The sequence below is a fragment of the Shinella zoogloeoides genome (genome assembly GCF_033705735.1).
Taxonomy (GTDB): Bacteria; Pseudomonadota; Alphaproteobacteria; order Rhizobiales; family Rhizobiaceae; genus Shinella; species Shinella zoogloeoides_A.
Window position 1 is genome coordinate 2,516,242 of the sequence record NZ_CP131130.1, and the last position, 20,475, is coordinate 2,536,716.

The 20,475-nt window shown below is 65.6% G+C and carries 16 protein-coding genes and 1 riboswitch; of the genes, 8 read left to right on the plus strand and 8 right to left on the minus strand.

Annotated elements, in window-relative coordinates; all coding sequences use genetic code 11:
• Nucleotides 1-61 precede the first annotated feature (61 nt).
• A complete protein-coding gene (gene gltX / locus ShzoTeo12_RS12550; protein WP_318909915.1) occupies nucleotides 62-1,519 on the plus strand; it encodes a glutamate--tRNA ligase in 1,458 nt (485 codons plus the stop codon).
• Nucleotides 1,520-1,532: 13 nt separating this feature from the next.
• A complete protein-coding gene (lysS, locus tag ShzoTeo12_RS12555; protein WP_318909916.1) occupies nucleotides 1,533-3,026 on the plus strand; it encodes a lysine--tRNA ligase in 1,494 nt (497 codons plus the stop codon).
• Nucleotides 3,027-3,332: 306 nt separating this feature from the next.
• Here lysS and ShzoTeo12_RS12560 read toward each other — a convergent pair whose 3' ends face one another.
• Together ShzoTeo12_RS12560 and ShzoTeo12_RS12565 are read right to left on the minus strand one after the other, a co-directional pair.
• Nucleotides 3,333-4,433, minus strand: coding sequence for a hybrid-cluster NAD(P)-dependent oxidoreductase (locus ShzoTeo12_RS12560; protein WP_119256591.1), 1,101 nt, complete (start codon nucleotides 4,431-4,433; stop codon nucleotides 3,333-3,335).
• Between the two features lies 1 nt (nucleotide 4,434).
• Entirely contained in the window at nucleotides 4,435-5,679 is a 1,245-nt protein-coding gene (locus ShzoTeo12_RS12565; protein ID WP_119256590.1) for an aromatic ring-hydroxylating oxygenase subunit alpha, read from the minus strand.
• Nucleotides 5,680-5,781: 102 nt separating this feature from the next.
• Nucleotides 5,782-5,975, minus strand: a riboswitch (cobalamin riboswitch).
• A 296-nt stretch (nucleotides 5,976-6,271) separates the two neighbouring features.
• On the opposite strand from ShzoTeo12_RS12565, the gene ShzoTeo12_RS12570 reads away from it, so the two are divergent.
• Nucleotides 6,272-6,877, plus strand: a complete 606-nt coding sequence (locus ShzoTeo12_RS12570; protein ID WP_318909917.1) for a DUF6656 family protein — start codon at nucleotides 6,272-6,274, stop codon at nucleotides 6,875-6,877.
• A gap of 5 nt (nucleotides 6,878-6,882) precedes the next feature.
• Here the strand turns inward: ShzoTeo12_RS12570 and ShzoTeo12_RS12575 are convergent, their stop codons facing one another.
• Nucleotides 6,883-7,947, minus strand: a complete 1,065-nt coding sequence (locus tag ShzoTeo12_RS12575) for a diguanylate cyclase domain-containing protein (RefSeq protein ID WP_119256588.1) — start codon at nucleotides 7,945-7,947, stop codon at nucleotides 6,883-6,885.
• Between the two features lie 156 nt (nucleotides 7,948-8,103).
• Between ShzoTeo12_RS12575 and ShzoTeo12_RS12580 the strand changes: the two genes are divergently transcribed.
• Nucleotides 8,104-9,078 carry an L-threonylcarbamoyladenylate synthase gene (locus ShzoTeo12_RS12580; RefSeq protein WP_318909918.1) on the plus strand — a complete coding sequence of 325 codons (975 nt, stop codon included), beginning with the start codon at nucleotides 8,104-8,106 and terminating at the stop codon, nucleotides 9,076-9,078.
• A 10-nt stretch (nucleotides 9,079-9,088) separates the two neighbouring features.
• Nucleotides 9,089-10,519 carry an FAD-binding oxidoreductase gene (locus tag ShzoTeo12_RS12585; RefSeq protein WP_318909919.1) on the plus strand — a complete coding sequence of 477 codons (1,431 nt, stop codon included), beginning with the start codon at nucleotides 9,089-9,091 and terminating at the stop codon, nucleotides 10,517-10,519.
• Here the strand turns inward: ShzoTeo12_RS12585 and ShzoTeo12_RS12590 are convergent, their stop codons facing one another.
• Entirely contained in the window at nucleotides 10,520-12,844 is a 2,325-nt protein-coding gene (locus ShzoTeo12_RS12590) for a DUF1217 domain-containing protein (protein ID WP_318909920.1), read from the minus strand.
• Nucleotides 12,845-13,138: 294 nt separating this feature from the next.
• Here ShzoTeo12_RS12590 and ShzoTeo12_RS12595 point away from each other — a divergent pair, with 294 nt between their 5' ends.
• Nucleotides 13,139-13,702 carry a DUF6101 family protein gene (locus ShzoTeo12_RS12595; RefSeq protein ID WP_318909921.1) on the plus strand — a complete coding sequence of 188 codons (564 nt, stop codon included), beginning with the start codon at nucleotides 13,139-13,141 and terminating at the stop codon, nucleotides 13,700-13,702.
• Nucleotides 13,703-13,769: 67 nt separating this feature from the next.
• On the opposite strand, the gene ubiA is transcribed toward ShzoTeo12_RS12595, so the two are convergent.
• Both ubiA and ShzoTeo12_RS12605 read right to left on the minus strand, forming a co-directional pair.
• Nucleotides 13,770-14,723, minus strand: a complete 954-nt coding sequence (ubiA, locus tag ShzoTeo12_RS12600; protein ID WP_318909922.1) for a 4-hydroxybenzoate octaprenyltransferase — start codon at nucleotides 14,721-14,723, stop codon at nucleotides 13,770-13,772.
• A 59-nt stretch (nucleotides 14,724-14,782) separates the two neighbouring features.
• Nucleotides 14,783-15,568 carry a MipA/OmpV family protein gene (locus ShzoTeo12_RS12605; protein WP_318912451.1) on the minus strand — a complete coding sequence of 262 codons (786 nt, stop codon included), beginning with the start codon at nucleotides 15,566-15,568 and terminating at the stop codon, nucleotides 14,783-14,785.
• Nucleotides 15,569-15,864: 296 nt separating this feature from the next.
• Here ShzoTeo12_RS12605 and purD point away from each other — a divergent pair, with 296 nt between their 5' ends.
• A complete protein-coding gene (gene purD / locus ShzoTeo12_RS12610; protein WP_318909923.1) occupies nucleotides 15,865-17,136 on the plus strand; it encodes a phosphoribosylamine--glycine ligase in 1,272 nt (423 codons plus the stop codon).
• A 105-nt stretch (nucleotides 17,137-17,241) separates the two neighbouring features.
• On the plus strand, nucleotides 17,242-17,700 hold the full coding sequence (locus ShzoTeo12_RS12615; RefSeq protein ID WP_318909924.1) for a plant virulence effector HPE1-like domain-containing protein: 459 nt from the start codon (nucleotides 17,242-17,244) through the stop codon (nucleotides 17,698-17,700).
• A gap of 101 nt (nucleotides 17,701-17,801) precedes the next feature.
• Here ShzoTeo12_RS12615 and ShzoTeo12_RS12620 read toward each other — a convergent pair whose 3' ends face one another.
• Both ShzoTeo12_RS12620 and glyS read right to left on the minus strand, forming a co-directional pair.
• Nucleotides 17,802-18,296: a DUF523 domain-containing protein gene (locus tag ShzoTeo12_RS12620; protein WP_318909925.1), complete on the minus strand. Its 495-nt coding sequence runs from the start codon at nucleotides 18,294-18,296 to the stop codon at nucleotides 17,802-17,804.
• 13 nt (nucleotides 18,297-18,309) lie between these two features.
• Nucleotides 18,310-20,424, minus strand: a complete 2,115-nt coding sequence (glyS, locus tag ShzoTeo12_RS12625) for a glycine--tRNA ligase subunit beta (RefSeq protein WP_318909926.1) — start codon at nucleotides 20,422-20,424, stop codon at nucleotides 18,310-18,312.
• Between the last annotated feature and the right edge of the window lie 51 nt (nucleotides 20,425-20,475).

Genomic DNA, 20,475 nt, shown 5'->3' on the forward strand with positions numbered 1-20,475 from the left:
CCATTCGAAACGGCGAAAAACCGGGCTCTCCCCTCCTGAAATGTCAAGACAGGCCCAACCCATGAGCACTTCCGGCGTTCGCGTCCGCATCGCACCCTCCCCGACCGGCGAGCCGCATGTCGGCACCGCCTATATTGCGCTGTTCAACTACCTCTTCGCCAAGAAGAACAACGGCACCTTCATCCTGCGCATCGAGGACACGGACGCCACGCGTTCGACGCCGGAATTCGAGCAGAAGGTGCTGGACGCGCTGAAATGGTGTGGCCTGGAATGGTCGGAAGGCCCCGATATCGGCGGCCCCTACGGTCCCTACCGCCAGTCCGACCGCAAGGACATCTACCGTCCCTATGTCGACAAGATCGTCGCCAACGGCCACGGCTTCAAGTGTTTCTGCACGCCCGAGCGGCTGGAGCAGATGCGCGAGGCGCAGCGCGCCGCCGGCAAGCCGCCGAAATACGACGGCCTGTGCCTCCACCTTTCCGCCGAGGAAGTGACGAAGCGCGTCGACGCCGGCGAGCCGCATGTCGTGCGCATGAAGATCCCGACCGAGGGCTCATGCAGGTTCGTCGACGGCGTCTACGGCCCGGTGGAGATTCCGTGGGATGCGGTCGACATGCAGGTTTTGCTGAAGGCCGACGGCATGCCGACCTACCACATGGCGAACGTGGTCGACGACCACCTGATGAAGATCACCCATGTGGCGCGCGGCGAAGAATGGCTCGCCTCGGTGCCCAAGCACATCCTCATCTATCAATATCTCGGCCTCGAGCCGCCGGTCTTCATGCACCTGTCGCTGATGCGTAATCACGACAAATCGAAACTCTCGAAACGCAAGAACCCGACCTCGATCTCCTACTATTCGGCGCTCGGCTACCTGCCGGAAGCGCTGATGAACTTCCTCGGCCTGTTCTTCATCCAGATATCCGAAGGCGAAGAGCTGCTGACCATGGATCAGCTCGCCGAGAAGTTCGATCCGGAGAACCTTTCCAAGGCCGGCGCGATCTTCGACATCCAGAAGCTCGACTGGCTGAACGGCCGCTGGCTGCGCGAGCAGCTCACCGAAGAAGACTTCATGCAGCGCGTGCTGGAATGGGCGATGGAGAACAACCGCATCCGCGACGGCCTCAAGCTGTCGCAGTCGCGCATCTCCAAGCTCGGCGAGCTGCCGGACCTTGCCGGCTTCCTCTTGAAGTCGGACCTCGGCCTGACGCCGGAAGCCTTCGCCAAGGTGAAGTCGACGCCGGAAGAGATTCTGGAAGTGCTGAACCAGGTGCAGCCGGACCTCGAAAAGATGCCGGAATGGACTGTCGAGAGCATCGAGGCGGAACTGCGCGCCAGCGCCGACCGGCTCGGCAAGAAGCTCAAGGTCGTGGTGGCTCCGCTCTTCGTCGCCGTCTCCGGCTCGTCGCGCTCGCTGCCGCTCTTCGACTCGATGGCCATCCTCGGCCGCTCCGTCGTGCGCCAGCGCCTGAAGGTCGCCGCGCAGGTCGTGGCCTCCATGGTCGGCAGCGGAAAGTAAGGAACGAACAAGAATGAACGACAAGACAGAAACCGCCCTCTCCTCCGATCCGACGGAAGTCCGCCGCCAGAAGCTCGCCCAGCTGCGCGAAACGATCGGCGACGTCTATCCGGCGCATTTCCACCGCACGATGACCAATGCGGAGCTTGCGGAAAAGTACGAGGGACTGGAGCTCGACACGGAGAGCGGCGACATCGTGACCGTCGCCGGCCGCGTCTATTCCTCGCGCAATTCCGGCATGTTCATGGATATCCATGACGCCTCGGGCAAGATCCAGATCTTCAGCCACAAGGACACGACGCCGGAGGAGGCCCGCAACCTGCTGCCGATGATCGACCTCGGCGACATTATCGGCGTGACCGGCGCGGTGCGCCGCACCAAGCGCGGCGAGCTGACGATCAATGCCCATGAGATCGTCATGCTGACGAAGTCGCTTCTTCCCATGCCGGAGAAGTGGAATGGCATTGCCGACATCGAGATCCGCTATCGCAAGCGCCACCTCGATATCATGAGCAACGAGGAGTCCAAGCTCCGCTTCCAGCAGCGCTCGAAGATCGTTTCCGGCATCCGCCGCTTCATGGAGAACGACGGCTTCATGGAAGTCGAGACGCCCATGCTGCATTCGGTCTATGGCGGCGCGACGGCCGAGCCCTTCAAGACGCACCACAACACGCTGAAGCTGGACATGTTCCTGCGCATCGCGCCGGAACTGTTCCTCAAGCGCACGCTGGTCTCCGGCCTCACCGACAAGGTGTTCGAGATCAACCGCAACTTCCGTAACGAGGGCGTGTCGACAAGGCACAATCCCGAATTCACGATGATGGAGTGCTACTGGGCCTATGCCGACTACGAGGACATCATGGACCTCGTGGAACGCCTGTTCGCCGAGCTTGCGGTGAAGATCCACGGCTCGACCGAATTCGCCTATGGCGACAAGGAAATCTCCTTCAAGGGCCCGTTCAAGCGCGTGCCGATGCCCGATGCCGTCAAGGAAGCGACCGGCATCGACTTCCTCGCCATCAAGACGGACGAGGAAGCCCGCGCCGCCGCCAGGACCGCCGGCTTCGAGATCGAGAAGGACTGGACCTGGGGCGAATGCCTTGCCTTCATCTTCGAGGAGAAGGTCGAGCCGACGCTGATCCAGCCGAGCCACGTCACGCATTTCCCGAAGGACATCTCGCCCTTCGCCAAGGAAGTGCCGGGCGAGCCGCGCCTCGTCGAGCGTTTCGAGACCTATTGCAACACCTGGGAACTCGGCAATGCCTTCTCCGAGCTGAACGACCCGGAAGAGCAGCGCGCCCGCATGGTCGAGCAGCTCGAGCAGGCCCATGCCCGCGGCGAGAAGGCCAAGCAGCTCGATGACGAGTTCCTCGACGCCATCGACCAGGGCATGCCGCCCGCCGGCGGCCTCGGCATCGGCGTCGACCGCCTGATCATGCTCCTGACCAACGCCCCGTCGATCCGCGACGTCATCCTCTTCCCGGCCCGCCGGGCGAAGGCGGACTGAGGGGCAAGACCCCTCCCTAAATCCCTCCCCACAAGGGGGAGGGACTTACCGTGCCGCTCCGTTGGCATTTCATTTTGAACGGTGAGCAGGCCTCCTGCTCTCTCCCCCCTTGTGGGGGAGATGCCGGCAGGCAGAGGGGGTGGCCCCGCGAAGCAGGGGCGTTACACGGGAAGGCCCCTCCCTAAATCCCTCCCCACAAGGGGGAGGAACTTAATGTGCCGCGCCCTCTGCGGTCGATTTGGAATGGTGGGCAAGCCTCCTCTTTCTCCCCCCTTGTGGGGGAGATGCCGGCAGGCAGAGGGGGACTTACGCCTCGATGGAGACATCCCCGATGGGCCGCGAGCAGCAGGCGAGGATGTAGCCTTCCTCGATCTCGTCATCGAGAATGCCGCCATTGTGGCGCATGTCGACTTCGCCAGAGACCTTCATGACGCGGCAGGTGCCGCACAGGCCGCCCTCGCAGGCCGCGCCGATGCGCACGCCCGCCGCGCGGGCCGTCTGCAGGATGGTCTGGCCGGGCGGGCATTTGGCTTCCTTGCCGGCCATGGTGAAGGTGATGGTGGCGACCGCGTCGGCATCCACCTCCGCCTCGCCGGCGCCGGCGCGGATGGCGATCTCTTCCGGGGCGGGCGCGGCGGCCGGCTGGAAGCTCTCCTCGTGGTAGCGCTCCATGTCGAAGCCGCAGACCTTCAGCATGTCGCGAACGCCGCGCATGAAGGGCTCCGGCCCGCAGCAGAAGATGGTGCGTTCGCGGAAATCGGGCGCCATCAGCGTCAGCCGCGCCGCATCGATGCGGCCGCGCAGCCCGTGCCAGCCGTCGCGCGGGTTATGCCCCTCGACGACGAAGCCGAGCGAGAGCTGCGGCATGTGCGCGGCGATATATTCGAGTTCCCCCTTGAACAGGAGATCCTCCGGCTTGCGGGCGCAGGTGACGAAGGCGACGTCGGACTGCGGCGCGCAATCGGCCATCCAGCGCGTCATCGACATCATCGGCGTGATGCCGGAGCCGGCGGAGATGAAGAGGTATTTCTCGCCCGGATGGCGCACGAAGGAGAAGTCGCCGAGCGGCCCGAAGGCCTTCAGCTTCACGCCGGGGCGCAGATTGTCGAACATCCAGCGCGTGCCGATCGAGTTCTTCTGCGCCTTCACCGTCACGGAGACGGCATAGGGGCGGGAGGGCGTCGAGGACAGCGTATAGGTCCGCATCACCGGCTCGTCTTCCGAGACCGGCAGTTCGAGCGTGACGAACTGGCCCGGCAAATACCGGAACCAGTTGTCGCGATCGGAGCGGAAGGTGAATGTCATCACGTCCGCCGTCTCCACCGTGGCTGCGATGCATTCCAGCAGGTTCTGCCGGTCGTTCCACGGATGGAGTTCGTCGAAGTGGCGGAAGTGGCTGGCACTCATGTCATGCTACCCGCGAGAGCGTCTGCTTCGAGCCGTCGAGCCGGTCGACCATGAAGTTCGAATACCATTCGACGAACTGCATGACGCCGCCTTCGTCGACGGGCGAGTACGGGCCGGGCTCGTAGGCCGGGGAGCGGATGCCGAAGGCGTTTTCCTCGACGATCCGGCGGTCCTGGTCGTTGGTCTCCGTCCAGACATGGGTGAGCTCGTCGAGACGGTAGTCGACGCCTTCCACCGCATCCTTGTTGACCAGCCACTTGGTCGTGACCTGGGTCAGTTCGGGACCGAGCGGCAGCACGCGGAAGGTGATGGCATGGTCGGCCAGAACGTGGTTCCACGTCGTGGGATAGTGGAAGAGCAGCAGTGCGCCGATGTGGCTTTCCAGAACGTCGCTGGAGAGCGGGCGCTGCACGGCGCGGGCGCCGGACATGGTGTAGCTCTCGGCGTCCTGGATGAGCGGCATGCGCGCGGCGCGGAACTGGCCGGTCGGCGACATGCGGAACTGGCTCGGCAGGCCGGCGGCCTCGCACTTGGCCCAATGGCCGGAGATTTCCGGATCGTCCTGCGCGCCCTGCACGCCGGTCGCGCTCGGCGCTTCCGGATAGGTGCGGCAGAGCTCGGGGTGGTTGGCCGCGCAGTGGTAGCACTCGCGGTTGTTCTCCCAGACGAGCTTCCAGTTGCCCTTCTCGACGATGGTGCTTTCGAAGGCGATCTTCGTCTCGCCGAGACGGTGGCGGGCGATATAGGGCTCGACGAGCGAGACGAAGGGCGCGAAGTCCGGCGCTTCCTCGGCGAGACAGATGAAGATGTAGCCGCCGACCGTCTGGCAATGGACCGGCTTCAGGCCATGCTCGCTCTTGTCGAAATTCTCGTCCATGTGGCGGGCGAAGAGCAGCGAACCGTCGAGTTCGTAGGTCCACTGGTGATAGGGACAGACGAGCTTGGCGGCGCTGCCCCTGTGCTGCGAGCAGACGCGCGAGCCGCGATGGCGGCAGGCATTGTGCAGCGCGCGCACGGTGCCCGCGCGGTCGCGGGTGATGACGACGGGATAATCGCCGACCTGCACGGTGAAATAGTTGCCGGCCTTCGGGATCTCGCAATCGTGGCCGACGAACAGCCAGTCGCGGTACCAGATCGTCTCCAGGTCGAGCTTGTAGTAGTCGGGGTCGGTGTAGAAGGCCTGCTCGAGGCTGTAGCCTTCGCGCCGGTTCTTGAGCTTGCGGAGCACGTCGCTGCGAATGTCCATGCCGGGATCCTCAGATATCCAAATTCGCCGAGGCGTACGGAAGGAGACGGCCCCCGGGCGCCAGGCCCGGAACTGCACGCTTCCCGGCCGCCCGCCGCAGCCGTCACGATCGTTCCTCCAGGCTGGTTTCCGGGCTGAGGAGCGTCCTTTCGGGACTGTCGCGGCGCCTTCCGGGTTCCTCCTCCGTCGGCCTCTCCACGCCTCCAACACCGTTGCGGGGGCAGCGCCGGAATTCAACCGGCTTCCCAATTTTCGCGCCCTCTGCCGAGGGTGACGCCTTGAGTAGACCTATCTAAGCGCAACTATGCCCGAACGGCATGCCGGAAAACGACACGGCCTCTTGATTTGACGACAGGCCACAACCATGGGGATCGATACTTGCGGCCTCTATTTCACCTGATATCTCATATGGATAGGCTTCAAATCCGGGGGCTTTTCCCGCTCTTTCGACCCGTCGGCACCGGAGCGACAACCCTTGTCATATTGCGACCATATTCCTTACGGGTTTGCGACGTCGCGGGTTGAAACAAATACTTAACGACGTTTCCATAAACTTTTGCCGGACAGGACGCGTGGATGGAGTGCCCGAGGCGTGCAGCAGACGAAATTCCGGTACTACGACGCCGTCGCCTTCAAGCGGGCCAATCCGCCCCGATCCGCCGTGCACACGGAGTTCCTGCGCACCGGCCGCATCGACCGGAGCATCGCCTGGAGCCCGAGCGAGAAGCGCTATCTCAGCTACCAGGAAGTGGCCGAGCGCACCGGCCGCAAGCTGGAGCGCGCCGGCGACATCACCCATGAGCGCATCAACGGCTTCCACCGGTCGATCCGCTTTCCCAAGCTGGTCTTCCATCGCACGCTGGCCGGGACGCCGCATCTCGGCTATTGCCACATCACCGTCGCCAACAGCCGCTTCGCGGAATTCGAAAATGTGCAATGGGCCTTCTACATGGCCAATTTCCTGGCCGAGATCGGCGACGAGGACCAGTTCTTCGCCGGCATATCACGCAAGCCCGGCCGCATGTATTTCGCCGTCGCCATCGCCCCGACCGAGGAGGAAGGCCGCCTCACGATCGACCGCACGGTGCGCGGCAACGGCGTGATCTTCCGCACGGACGATCCGAAGCTGGCGATGAAGAACGTGCTGATGCTCGGCGCGCGCGACGAGGCGCTGCGCAAGGTCATCCAGACGCTGTAGTCCATTCACGACGCCCGGTAGAGCATCCATTCCTTGCCGGCCGGCACCTCGTCGCCGCGGCCGTAGACGACCGTCTGGTCGCCGCCCGCCGCCTTCGCCTCGGCAAGCGCCCGCTCGCAGGCGGATGTCAGGTCGAGCGCGCTTTCCGCCCGGTCCGACATGCAAAGCCCCGTCGACAGCGTGAGGTTGCCGAGATTGCGCCCGGTGCGCGGATCGCGCAGCGCCACGGTCTGGAAGGCCGCGCGCAGGAGATCGACGAGCCGCGTCGCCTCGCCCTCGTCCGCCGTCTGGAAGAGGAAGCCGAAGCGCAGGCCGTCGAAGCGCACGGCAAGGTCGCTTGCCGGGAAGGCCTGGCGGATGAGCCCGCCGTAGAAGGTCACGAGATGGTCCGAGAGCGCCTCGATCTGGCCGGACGTGAAGCGGCGCTCGGCATCGACCTCGGCGATCGCCACGCCGCAGAGCATGGGCAACTCCGGATTGGCATAGACGCGGGCGAGCGCCTTGTTGAAGGCGCGGCGGTTGCCGAGCTTCGTCGGCGGATCGACGAATTTCATCGCCTCGAATTCCGCCATCTCCTTCTGGATGCCGTCCATCACGGCCGATTGCGCGGCGACCTTCTCCGCCATTTCCGCCGTGTGGCTGACGCGCAGCTCCGTCGCCCGCTGCAGGGCTTCGAGCGAACTGCCGAGCGCGCCTTCGCCAAGGCCGCCGGCATTGCGGATGACCTGCGAGGCCTCGCCGATCAGGCGGCCATAATCGTTGAGCGAGGACCTTTCCTGGCTGAGCAGGTCCATGAAGTTGCTCATCTCGTTGCTGATGGCGCCCGCCGAGCGCTGCAAAACGCTCGCCTCGTGCTGGTGCGGCAGGTACTTGCGGCCGAGCTCGTCGAGCGCCGCCTGGGTCTTGTACTTGCCGAGCGCGATGAAATCGCGCACGAGGTCCGGATTGCTGCCCGCATAGGCCTCGTAGACCAGCTCGTAATTGCGCGGCAGGCCGTCGATGCCCATCTGCTTCATCGCCGCTGCGATCCTGAGCGTGATATCGGTCGTCGAGGATTTCTTCTGAGCCATGGAACGGGAACCTGCCTGCGGGAATTCTCAGCCTTCCATAACAGGCGGCTCTTTCGACCGCTCTAATCCGGTCGCTCGAATTTTAGCCAAGCGCTTCGGCCTTGGCATTGCCGGCCAAAGCCCTGTAAAGGAAGCCGAAAGCGACGGAAGGACGACATGGCGGATATCGTTGACACGCGGACGGATGCGGAGACGGCGCTGGCGCGCGCCGTGGAAACCCTCGGACGGGGCGTTCCCGTCGCCATTCCGACGGAAACCGTCTACGGCCTTGCCGCCGACGCCACCAATCCGCAGGCGATCACCCGCATCTATGAAATGAAGGGCCGCCCGCGCTTCAACCCGCTGATCTGCCACATGGCGGATCTCGCCATGGCGGAGCGGCACGCGATCTTCGACCCGCTGTCGCGCCGCCTCGCCGAAGCTTTCTGGCCCGGCCCGCTGACGCTTGTCGTGCCCGTCCGCCCCGAAAGCCCCATCCATCCGCTGGCCCGCGCCGGGCTCGACACCGTCGGCATCCGCGTGCCGACCGGCATCGCCAGCCGCCTGCTCGCCGCCTTCGACCGGCCGCTCGCCGCCCCGAGCGCCAACACCTCCGGCCGCATCAGCCCGACCACCGCCCGCCACGTCGCCGACGATTTCGGCGACCGGCTGGAACTGGTGCTCGACGGCGGCGCGGCGAAAGTCGGCCTCGAATCCACCATCCTCAAGGTCGAGGGCGAGACGATCCGGCTGCTGCGGCCCGGCGGGCTCGACGCCGCCGAGATCGAGCGCGTCATCGGCCGTCCCGTCACGCGCAACGACAAGGCCGGCGCGACGATCGTGGCCCCCGGCATGCTCGCCTCGCACTATGCCCCCGATGCGCCGGTGCGGCTCGACGCGAGCGACGTGAAACCCGGCGAGGTGCTCATCCGTTTCGGCGGCAAGGCGCTTCCCGGCGAGGCCGAAGCCGCGCTGGTGCTCGACCTCAGTCCCGCCGGCGACCTTGCCGAAGCCGCCACCAACCTCTTCGGCTACATGAAGAAGGCCGATGCCGTGGGCGCGCGCTCCATCGCCTTCTCGCCGATCCCGGCGACCGGCCTCGGCGAAGCGATCAACGACCGCCTGCAGCGCGCCGCCGCCCCGAGAAGCTGAGAGAAACAAGATGGTCCAGGCAAAGCTCTCCCCCGATCTCATCGCCCGCTTCGCGGACATCACCGGCCCAAGCTATGCGCTCTCCGACGACGGGGACATCGCCCCCTATCTCGTCGAAAGCCGCGGGCTCTATCACGGCACATCGCCGCTGGTGCTGCGGCCGGGCTCGGTGCAGGAAGTCTCGGCGATCCTCGCGCTCGCCACCGAAACGCGCACCGCCATCGTGCCGCAGGGCGGCAATACCGGCCATGTCGGCGGCAGCGTGCCGCGCGAGGGGGCGGCGGACGTGGTGCTCTCGCTCTCGCGCCTCAATCGCATCCGCGACGTCGATCCGGTCGGCAACGTGATCGTCGCGGACGGCGGCTGCGTGCTGGCGGAGATTCACAAGGCGGCCGAGGCCGTCGACCGGCTCTTCCCGCTGTCGCTCGGCTCGGAGGGTTCCTGCCAGATCGGCGGCAATCTCTCCACCAATGCCGGCGGCACCGCCGTGCTCGCCTATGGCAACATGCGTCACCTCTGCCTCGGCCTGGAGGTCGTGCTGCCGACCGGCGAAGTCTGGAACGGCCTTCGCCGGCTGAAGAAGGACAATACCGGCTACGACCTGCGCGACCTCTTCATCGGCGCGGAGGGCACGCTCGGCGTCATTACCGGCGCGGTGCTGAGGCTCTTCCCCCGCCCGCTCGGCCACGAGGTCGCCTTTGCCGGCCTGAAGTCGGTGAAGGACGCGCTCGCCCTCTTCGAGCGCGCCTCCCGCCGCTGCGGCACGGCGCTCACCGGCTTCGAGCTGATGCCGCGCCTCGGCGTCGATTTCACCACGCGGCACATTCCCGGCGTGCGCGATCCGCTCGCGACGCGGCACGACTGGTACGTGCTGATCGACATCTCCACCTCCGACGCCGCCGAGACAGCGACGCGCATGATGGAGGCGCTGCTGGCCGAGGGCATCGAGGCGGGGCTGGTGGAGAACGCCGTCATCGCTTCAAGCGGGGAACAGCGCAAGGCCCTGTGGCACATGCGCGAGAGCATGTCGCCGGCGCAGAAGCCCGAGGGTGGCTCGATCAAGCACGACGTCTCCGTGCCGGTCTCCTCCATCCCGGATTTCATGGCGGAGGCGGATGCGGCCGTGATGGCGGCGATCCCCGGCGCGCGCATCTGCTCCTTCGGCCATATGGGCGACGGCAACATCCACTACAACATTTCCCAGCCCGTGGGCGCGGACAAGCAGGCCTTCCTGGACCGCTGGCGCGAGATCAACCACCTCGTCCACGGCATCGTGCTGAAATATCACGGCTCGATTTCCGCCGAGCACGGCATCGGCCAGTTGAAGCGCGACGAGCTTGCCGCCGTGCGCGAGCCGATCGAGATGGACCTGATGCGAAGGGTCAAGCACGCCTTCGACCCCGCCGGCATCATGAATCCCGGCAAGGTCGTGGCCGGCTGATCAGGACCCGCCCGGGCGCAGCTGCGCCAGCGACATCATGAGGTCGGCGCTGATGCCGGAGGAGCCGGAGCTGGTCAGCACCGAAAGGGCAGGATCGGTATTCGTCTGGTTGTCGAGGTCGTAGAGGACCGAGAACTTCACGATCATCTTCGAAACCGCTTCGGGGTCCTGCAGGTCCTTGAGCTCGAGATGGCGCTTGATCATCTCCGCCTGCGCATCGATATCGGCGCTGCCGATCTCGTCGGGCAGCTGGTAGATCACCTTGAAGACCTCGAACAGCGCGTCGTCGGCGAGGATGTCGTAGGGGCTGGTGATCGTCTCGGCCTTGCGCTGGAAATAGAGCGCGAGGCGCACGCCGGCATTGTCGTCGCCGGCCTCTTCCTCCAGCATCTGCTGCACGTGGCTGTCGATCGTCTCGTAGATGCCGCGGCGCGACTGGATCTCCGCGTCGTCCGGCTGCGTGACCTTGCCCTCGGCATTGAAGTTGAAGGAGGCGACGATCTTGCGATAGGCGCGGTCCGCCTGCTGGTTGGCGAAGCTCTTCGGGTCGTCGAGGTCGGAAGTGAAGATCTTCTGCATGAAGGTGGCGTCGACGCTTTCCGGATCGATGCCGTTCGCCGTCAGCACGAAGGAGACGAGGCGGTCGTCGGCAAGGAAATCCTCGACGGACTCCACCTTCTGCATCTGCGTGGAGTAATATTTGGCCTCCTCCTCCGCCTTCTTCTTGTCATCCTCCGTTCCGAAACGGGATTTCACCGTCACATAGGCGCGGGACATGACGAGGATCTCGGCTTCCGACTGTGCCAGCTTCGGTGCGGTGATATTGCCGTCCGAACCGAAATTGAACGCCTTGGCGAGCTGGACAAAACGATCGTCCTTGAGCTGGTACACATAGCTCTTGGGATCGTTGAGGTCGCTTTGCATCACCTTCTTGATGGTAAAGGCGGAAACCTTCGCCGGGTCGATGCCGAAGGCCTTCAACGCAAAGTTATAGATGGAGGCTTCGCCGACGAAGTCCTTCACGGTCTTCACCGCGCCGATCTGGCTCTTGAACTGCTTGATGGCGGTCGCGTCGGCCTCGTCGTCCTTGTCGTTGTAATGGATCATGTAGGCGTTCGTGGCGGTGGCGGTCTGCGCCGCCGTCTGCGCGGTCTGGCCGGCGGCGAGCGTGCCGTCCTCCTGGAAATTGAAGGCGGCGCGCAGCGCGACGTATTTGGCCTTGTCGGCACCGCCGAACAGGTTGATGTAGCTGGTCGCGTTATCCGGGTCGGGGTCGCTCGTCAGGATATTGGCGATCGTGGAGCTGACGACGGACGCCTTGTTGAGGTCGAAGGCAACCTTGATGTAGTTCAGCAGGCGCGGGTCGTTGACGAGTTCGCTCGCCGTCGTCACGCTGCCGATGCGGCTTTCGAAATAGTCCTTGTTGATCAGCGCCGCCTCGGAGGTCACGCGCGGATTGGAGAGCGTGTAGAGCTGGTTCGTGGCTGCCTTCTGGTCCGCGTCCTGCACGGTGCCGGCCGTCGCCGTCCCGTCGCTGGCGAAATTGTAGGCTTCCGCCAGCGCGCGATATTTCTCGGCCGTGACGATGATGGCGCTCTGCCGGCTGATTTCCGCCTTGAGCTCGGCGATCCGCGCCTTGTTGGCGTCGTTGGAAGGAAGGGTCGACAGCTCGCTGTTCGCAGCCTGGATCGCCGCCACGGCATCCGTCTCGCGGGCGCCGAACTCGGTACTGAAATAGCTGGCGGGATCGTCGGGATCGCTGCCGAGGACCCCGCGCACCACCTCCCGCGAATAGGTGTTCGGATCGATGCCGAAGGCGGTGAACACGTAGTTGCGCAGGCGGTCGTTGTTGATGAGCTGGTCGGCACTCGTCACCGTGTCGATGACGACATTGTAATAGCGGGTCTCCTCCTTGAGCGCCGCGCCGGCATTGGCGGCGGTGGCGGAATAGAGGCCGATGATGGAATCGAGCTGCGTTTCGGTCTGCGCCGTCGCGGTCGAGGGCGTGAAGCTGAAGGCGCTGGCGAAATCGCGGTAGCGCGTGTCCGTCAGCTTGTTGGCGAAGCTGTTGGCATCCGTCAGGTCGCTGTCCAGCACCTGGCGCATGAAGGCCTTCGCATAGGTCATCTCCTCCAGGCCATAGGCCTTCATGGCATAGGAATAGAGCCGGTAGTCGTCGAGGAATTCGTCGACCGAGGAAACCTTGCCGATATTCTCCCTGTAGTAATCGGCATCGCGCGCATTGGTCGCCTCGGCCGCGGTGCGGTTCAGCGACTTCAGCATGTCCTTCGCGATGAGGTTGTAGCTCGTATAGGTCGACAGCATCGGGAAACCGTTCCTTCCAGTCACCGGCCGCGCGCGCAGGGGCCGATCGGCGCCATTGTCGCCCGCGAGGCTTGTCCCGGCCTGTCGGACCATGGCTCGAATGCGCCGGCCTGCGTTCACCTCTCCTAAACCCTGGCCCGTGCGGTTTTGCTAACCATCAGGAACTGCAAAGTTTTCTTAACCGCGATTTTTAAGCGGCATGGAAGGGGGCGCGCCTATTCTCCCCCTCAGAGGACGCAAAGTCCCAATGAGAAGACCGGACACCGGCTCTCAAGGAAAACAAGGGCGAAAGACATGCTGAATACCGTTTCCAAGCCGGCCTGGGCCGGCAGCACGCTCCGGCTCGATCCCAAGCGCTTCCCGCAGCAGGTGACCTTCGAGCTGCGCACCGAGGGAACCGACGCCACGATCACCCTCGACGAGCGCGGCGCCGTGCTGCGCAAGGTGCTTCCCTCCAGCGGCCTGCCGCTGTCCATCGCACTGCCGGCCCGCGCCTTCAAGGGCGTCGCCGCCCGCGCCATCGACCATGGCAACGGCGACGTAACCGTCACGCTCGAGCTGCATCACGACGACCCGGACCTCTGCATCCCGCTGCTGGTGGCGCACGACCTCTGCGACATCGCCGCCGACTGGCGCAGCTGGGCCGAGGCCTACCGCATTCCCATGCTGATGGTGGAAGCCGACGGCGTCGCCCGCCCGCTCGACGACAACCTGACGGTCGGCAGCCGCCCCGCAAAACCGCGCCGCCGCCATTCCTACTTCGCAGATCGCCGCCCCCGCTTCCTCGTGCGCCGCACGACCGGCAAGCTCGGCGTCCAGATGAAGATCGACGGCCGGGAGATCATCGCCCGCCGTTGAGCCTGCGATGAATGCATGACCTCTGGAAAGCCGGCCGTTCCCTGCGGTCGGCTTTTCCGCGTCCGGCTCAGGCGAAGGGAATGGCGACCGCCAGAGCGAGGAAGATGGCGAAGCCGACGACGTGATTGAACTTGAACAGCGCAAGGCACTGCACCGGATCGTCTATATCGAGCGACCGGATCTGCCAGGCGAGCATCAAAGCGGCGGCCGCAAGGCCGAGCCAGCCGATGATGCCGACGCCGGCCAGCCAGAAGGACAGCGCGATGAGCGCCACCGTCAGGCCGTAGAGACCGACGAGCCATTGCCGGGTCTTGTCGCCGAAGAGGCGGGCGGTGGAGCGCACGCCGATCAGCGCGTCGTCCTCCTTGTCCTGGTGGGCATAGATCGTGTCGTAGCCGATGGTCCAGGCGATCGCGGCGATGTAGAGCGCGACGGGCGCGAGCGACAGCGTGCCGAAGACCGCCGCCCAGCCCATCAGCGCGCCCCAGGAGAAGGCCATGCCGAGGAAGAATTGCGGCCAGTCGGTGAAGCGCTTGGCGAAGGGATAGATCGCGACGATCAGCAGCGAGGCCACGCCGAGCCCGATGGAGAAGAGATTGAACTGCAGGAGGACGACGAGGCCGACAAGCGCCTGCAGCACGATGAAGACCTTCGCCTGCCGGCGCGTGACGCGGCCGGACGGCAGCGGGCGCGAGCGGGTGCGGGCGACCGCCTGGTCGATATCGTGGTCGACGAGGTCGTTATAGGTGCAGCCCGCACCGCGCATGGCGACCGAGCCTATGAAGAACAGCAAGAGATGCGCGAGGAACCGCAGCCAGTCGAAGCTGCCGGCCGCCGCAGCGACATTGGCCGCCAGCGCCGCCGACCAGAAGCAGGGCCACATCAGGAGCTGCCAGCCGATCGGCCGGTCCCAGCGGGCAAGCTGCGCATAGGGCCAGGCCCCGCGCGGCAGGACGCGGTAGACCCAGTTATCGGAAGGCGCGTCGGAAACGCGGCCGGAATCGGAGGAGGTGCTGATCATGCACCTAGATCGCAAGCGGCCACGCCCCGGTCAAGCCGGCGCATGGCCGCAGATGGGATTCAGCGCAGCGTGAAATCGAAGCGGTAGGTGGCTGCAACGCCGATCAGGAATTGATCGCGCTCGCCGCGCTGCTTGACGAGGCTCGAATCCGCCGCCGGGCCCATGAGGCGCTTGTACTCGGCGAAGGCGCTGGTCTCGATCTTCTCGTTGACCTGCCAGGTGATCGCCGCGCCCGCGCCGACCGACTGGATGCCGCCGCCCGGATCGTAGGCGGCAAGGCCGGAGGCCGCGACCTGGCTCGGCTTCACCCGGTAATAGGCGTCCATATAGTCGTTCGACGCGACGGTAAGGCGCGGACCGGCGGACAGGCGCACGTCCGGCGTGATATCGACGAAGGCGTCGGCCGCCACATCCGCCACGATGCCGTGGTGGCTGCGGATGCCATGGCGCACCTCGCCGCGCACGCGCAGCCAGTCCGTCGGATACGCTTCCGCGAACGCACCGAGTTCGCCGCCCAGCTTCACCGGCGTCAGGCCCTTGAGGTCGGCGCTGTCATCCTCGTCGCGCGGCATGACCAGCTTGCCGGTCGCCCCTGCGCGGAAAGCGCCGTTGTCGATCAGCGCGAAGGAGGGATTGTCGTTGCGCGAGGAGAAGCGCACCGTGCTGCCAGCCTTGCCGAGCGAGATCAGCGGCGTGACCTGGAACAGATGGCCCTTGGCGCCCTCGTAGCGCGGCGCGGCGAAGCCGGCGGCTCCCACCTTCAGATACCAGTCGCCGGACCAGAAGTGCTCGCCGTCGCCTGCAAGGGCGGAAATGGGCGCAAGAAGAAAGGCGGCCGCAGTCATTGCGGCCGGGAAACGGATACTCAAGACACAATCCTCGCTTTGCCGACGCACCCGCCGCGGGGCGCCGAAACCTTTGATTGCACGAACATTAGCCACGTTTCATTACCGATTCGCTAACCATTCGCCAGCTTTCGAAGGTGAAATGATTCGTGCGAGTTCCCGGCACCGAGCGGGAATTCCTTCATCGCACCACCGAGGAAAAGGGCGCCGCAATGCTCCCGAGCGCCGCGGCCCTTGACCTTTCGCCCCCGTCCCCTTAACCCGCCAGCAACAAGCATCAGGTCGAGGGTACGGGCATGAAGGTTCTGTTGATCGGATCGGGCGGACGCGAGCACGCCCTTGCCTGGAAGCTGGCGCAATCGCCCCTCCTCACCACGCTCTACGCCGCCCCCGGCAATCCCGGCATCGCCGAATGCGCGACGCTGGTATCCCTCGATATCGAGGACCATGCGGCGGTCTCCGCCTTCTGCCGCGAGAACGGCGTCTCCTTCGTGGTCGTCGGCCCGGAAGCCCCGCTCGTCGCGGGCCTTGCCGACGTGCTGCGCGCGGCCGGCATCGATGTCTTCGGGCCTTCGGCCGCCGCCGCCCAGCTCGAAGGCTCCAAGGGCTTCACCAAGGACCTCTGCGCCAAATACGATATCCCGACCGGCGCCTACCAGCGCTTCACCGACGCCGCCTCCGCCAGGGCCTATATCGAGGCCGAGGGCGCGCCGATCGTCATCAAGGCGGACGGGCTTGCCGCCGGCAAGGGCGTGACCGTTGCCATGACGCTGCCCGAGGCTCTGGCCGCCGTCGACGACTGCTTCGACGGCGCTTTCGGCGCGGCCGGCGCGGAAGTCGTCGTGGAAGCCTTCCTCGACGGCGAGGAAGCGAGCTTCTTCTGCCTTTGCGACGGCGTGAACGCGCTGCCGCTCGCCTCCGCGCAGGACCACAAGCGCGTCGGCGACGGCGACACCGGCCCGAATACCGGCGGCATGGGCGCCTATTCGCCGGCCCCGGTGATGACCCCCGGCATGGTCGAGCGCACGATGAAGGAGATCATCGAGCCGACGATCCGCGGCATGGCGGCGGACGGCCATCCCTTCCAGGGCGTGCTCTTCGCCGGCCTGATGATCACCGCCAAGGGTCCGGAGCTCATCGAATACAACGTGCGCTTCGGCGATCCGGAGTGCCAGGTGCTGATGATGCGGCTCGAGAGCGACCTGCTGCCGATCCTCCACGCTGCCGCCATCGGCCGGCTCGACAAGGTCTCCGCCGAATGGCGCGACGACCCCGCGCTCACCGTGGTCATGGCCTCGAAGGGCTATCCCGGCACCTACGAGAAGGCGACGCCGATCCTCTCGCTGCCGGCCGACGACGCCGCGACGAAGGTGTTCCATGCCGGCACAGCGCTGAAGGACGGCCAATTGGTGGCGACCGGCGGGCGCGTGCTGAACGTCACCGCCGTCGCGCCGACCGTCGCCGAGGCGCAAAAGGCGGCCTATGCGGCGCTCGACCGGGTGAAATGGGAAAACGGCTTCTGCCGCCGCGACATCGGCTGGCGCGCGGTCGCCCGCGAAACGGCCTGACGGCAACCGGCGGAAAAACACCGTTTCATCAAATTTTACCATTTCCCCTGACGGGCTCGTAACCGACGGGCGCTATTCTCCCCTCACCGATGAGGAGAACCGTCGATGCGTATCCTGTTGCCGACCCTTGCCTTCGCGCTTCTTGCCGCCCCCGCCCTTGCGGGTTCGATCCGTCCCGTCGAGGATGCCGTCTCGGCGGACAGCATCGAGACGATCCGGTGCGGCGACTGCCCGGCGCTGAAGCCCAAGATCAAGGCCGCGACCTATCATGTCGACGCCATCGCGCCCGGCACGCAGAAGGTCGAGGTCCGCGAGGAGAACGGCGAACGCAAGATCTTTCGCACGGAAGCCTGGATGGGCGGCTCGCCCGTCGTCTTCGTCAGCAAGGCGCCGGCAGAGACCACGCAGACTGCAAGCACGGACACTGAAGAGAATGCGGTGACCGTGGATGCCGGCACCCAGACCGGCGCGCTCGACGAAGGCGCGGCACGGCATGCGAAAACGGCCGCGATCGCCTCTTCACGCGAGTTTGATCCGGGAAAATTTGAACTTCGGCTGGATTGACCCCATATTAGGGAGGCCCTGCCTCTCAGTCCCTCCAGGCTGACAGGAATCCGCGAAAGCGGACGTCTGCGCCCCTGACCTCAAGCAGGGGCGCACGCGTATCAGCCGCTCTCCCCCATATCGCTGACGAGCCGGTCGACCTCGCGGTCGGAATAGACGGCAATACCGCTGCGCCTCAGGAGCGCCGCCGTCACACCCTGCCCCGCATGCCGGCTACCCGAAAACGAACCGTCATAGACGAAACCGGAACCGCAGGACGGGCTGCCGTCGATCAGAAGCGCATGGCGGCAATCGTTTCGCCGCGCAACGTCGAGCGCGATACGCGCGCCGTCGATATAGGCGGCGGACACGTCCCCGCCGGAAATTTCCAGCACCCGCGCCCGCCCGTCGAGCACGTCGTCGCCATTGAGGCCGTTCTCGATTTCCGCCGGCGGCCGCGGCACCTGGAAGCCGCCCGCAAGCTCCGGACAGAGCGTCACCAGCCGCCCCTCCGCCATCCAGCGGTCGACGGCCGCATGGGCGAGCGGCTTGGCCGATCCGTTGTAGCGGACCGCCAGACCGGCAAGACAGGCGCTGATGAGAATCCTGCCGGCCATCAGCGCCCGCCCCTTACCCCGTGATCCTGGAAAAATCCGCGACCGTGCCGGTCGCCGCGCGGATGGCGGAGAGCAGCGCGAGGCGGTTGGCGCGGATGGCCGGGTCCTCGTCGTTGACGAGGACGTCGTTGAAGAACTGGTCCACCGGCGCGCGGAGCGTCGAGAGGGCTTCCATGGCGGAGCGAAAATCCTCCCCGGCGACGGCCGCGGCCGCATCCTTCGAGGCGGTTTCAACGGCAGCGTGAAGCGCCTTCTCCGCGTCGAGCTTCAGAAGGTCAGCCGAGACGGCGCCCTCGACGACGGTGCCCTTCTTCTCCTCGGAGGCGAGAAGCTGCGTCGCGCGCTTGGTACCGGCGAGCAGGTTCTGTCCGTCTTCGGAGGTGATGAAGGCCGTCAGCGCCTCGACGCGGCGGGCGACCATCAGGAGATCGTCGGCCTCCGGCGTCAGCACGGCATCGATGAGGTCGTGGCGCGCACCCATGTCGCGGAGATAGACCTTCAGGCGATCATGGAAGAAGGCGAGAAGGTCCGGGTCCTTCGCGACGGAAAGGAGCGGCAGGCGGATGTTCTTTTCCAAGAGCATGCGGATGACGCCGAGCGCGGCGCGGCGCAGCGCATAGGGGTCCTTCGAGCCGGTCGGCTTCTCGTCGATGGCCCAGAAGCCGATCAGCGTATCGAGCTTGTCGGCGAGCGCCACGGTGAGGCCCACCTTGCCCGAGGGCACGCGGTCGGACGGACCCTGCGGCTTGTAGTGGTCTTCGATGGCTTCGGCGACGGCGGCGTCCTCGCCCTGCAGGAGCGCATATTTGCGGCCCATGATGCCCTGCAGTTCCGGGAATTCGCCGACGGCTTCCGTGCGCAGGTCCGCCTTGGCGAGCACCACGGCGCGATCGACGAGAGCGGTATCGGCGCCGGTGACCTTCGCAAGCTCGGCAGCGAGCTTGCGGATGCGCGTGACGCGTTCGCCCTGCGTGCCGAGCTTGGCATGGAAGGTGACGTTGAGCGCGTCGAGCTTGGCCATGCGCTGGTCGAGCGGCTTCTTAAGATCGAGGCCGAACTTTTCGGCCGACGCCTTCAGCGTGTCGAGGTCGGGCAGGTCGTGCTGGTCGCGCAGCCAGAAGTGCTTGGCGTCCGAAAGACGGGCACGCACCACCTTGCCGTTGCCGTGCACGATTTCCTTGCCGCCATCCTTCGCCTCGATGTTCGAGATCAGGATGAAGTGGTTGGAGAGCGTATCGGCGGCCGGCTTGCGGGTGACGAAGCATTTCTGGTTGGTCTTGATGGTGAGGCGGATGATCTCCGAGGGGATCGCCAGGAACTCCTCGTCGAAGGTGCCCATCAGCACCTGAGGCCACTCGACGAGGCCGGAGACCTCCTCCAGCAGGCCCTCGTCCTCGACGAGTTCAAGGCCGTTCGCGAAGGCGATGTTATTGGCATCCGTCGCGATGATCTGCTTGCGGCGCTCGGCATCGAGCACGACCTTCGCCTTCTCCAGATTGGCGACATAGTCCTCGAAGCGGCGCACGGTGATGGCCTCGGGCGCATGGAAGCGGTGGCCGTAGGTGACGTTGCCGGCAGTAAGCCCGTCGACCTCGAAGGGCACGACGCGCGTCTCCTCCGTCTCCGAGCCGAAGGTACAGACGATGGATTGCAGCGGGCGCACCCAGCGCATCGCGCCGGGTTTTGCGGAGGCCGCGCCCGAGCGCATCGACTTCGGCCAGGGGAAATTGCGGATGATGCCCGGCATCACCTCGGCGATGATCTCGTCGGCCGGACGGCCCGACTTGACGATATGGGCGACGTAGAAGTCGCCCTTCTTCGGATCGGAATGCACATGCGCTTCGGAAACCGAGCCGAGGCCCGCCTTGCGCAGGAAGCCCTGGATTGCCTGTTCGGGGGCGGAGGTTGCCGGACCCTTGATCTCTTCGCGCACGTCGCTCGAGCGGGCGTTGAGCCCGCGGATGTCGAGCGTCAGGCGGCGCGGCGTCCAGTATTCGCGCGCGCCTTCATAGGTCAGGCCCGCCTCGACGAGCGCGTCGGTGACGAGCTTCTTCAGGTCGCCGGCCGCCTTGCGCTGCATGCGGGCGGGAATTTCCTCGGAGCGGAGTTCAAGCAGGAGATCGGGCATGTCAACTTTCCTCACCCTCCCCTCTCGGGAAGGGTCGGCACGAGCGTGCCG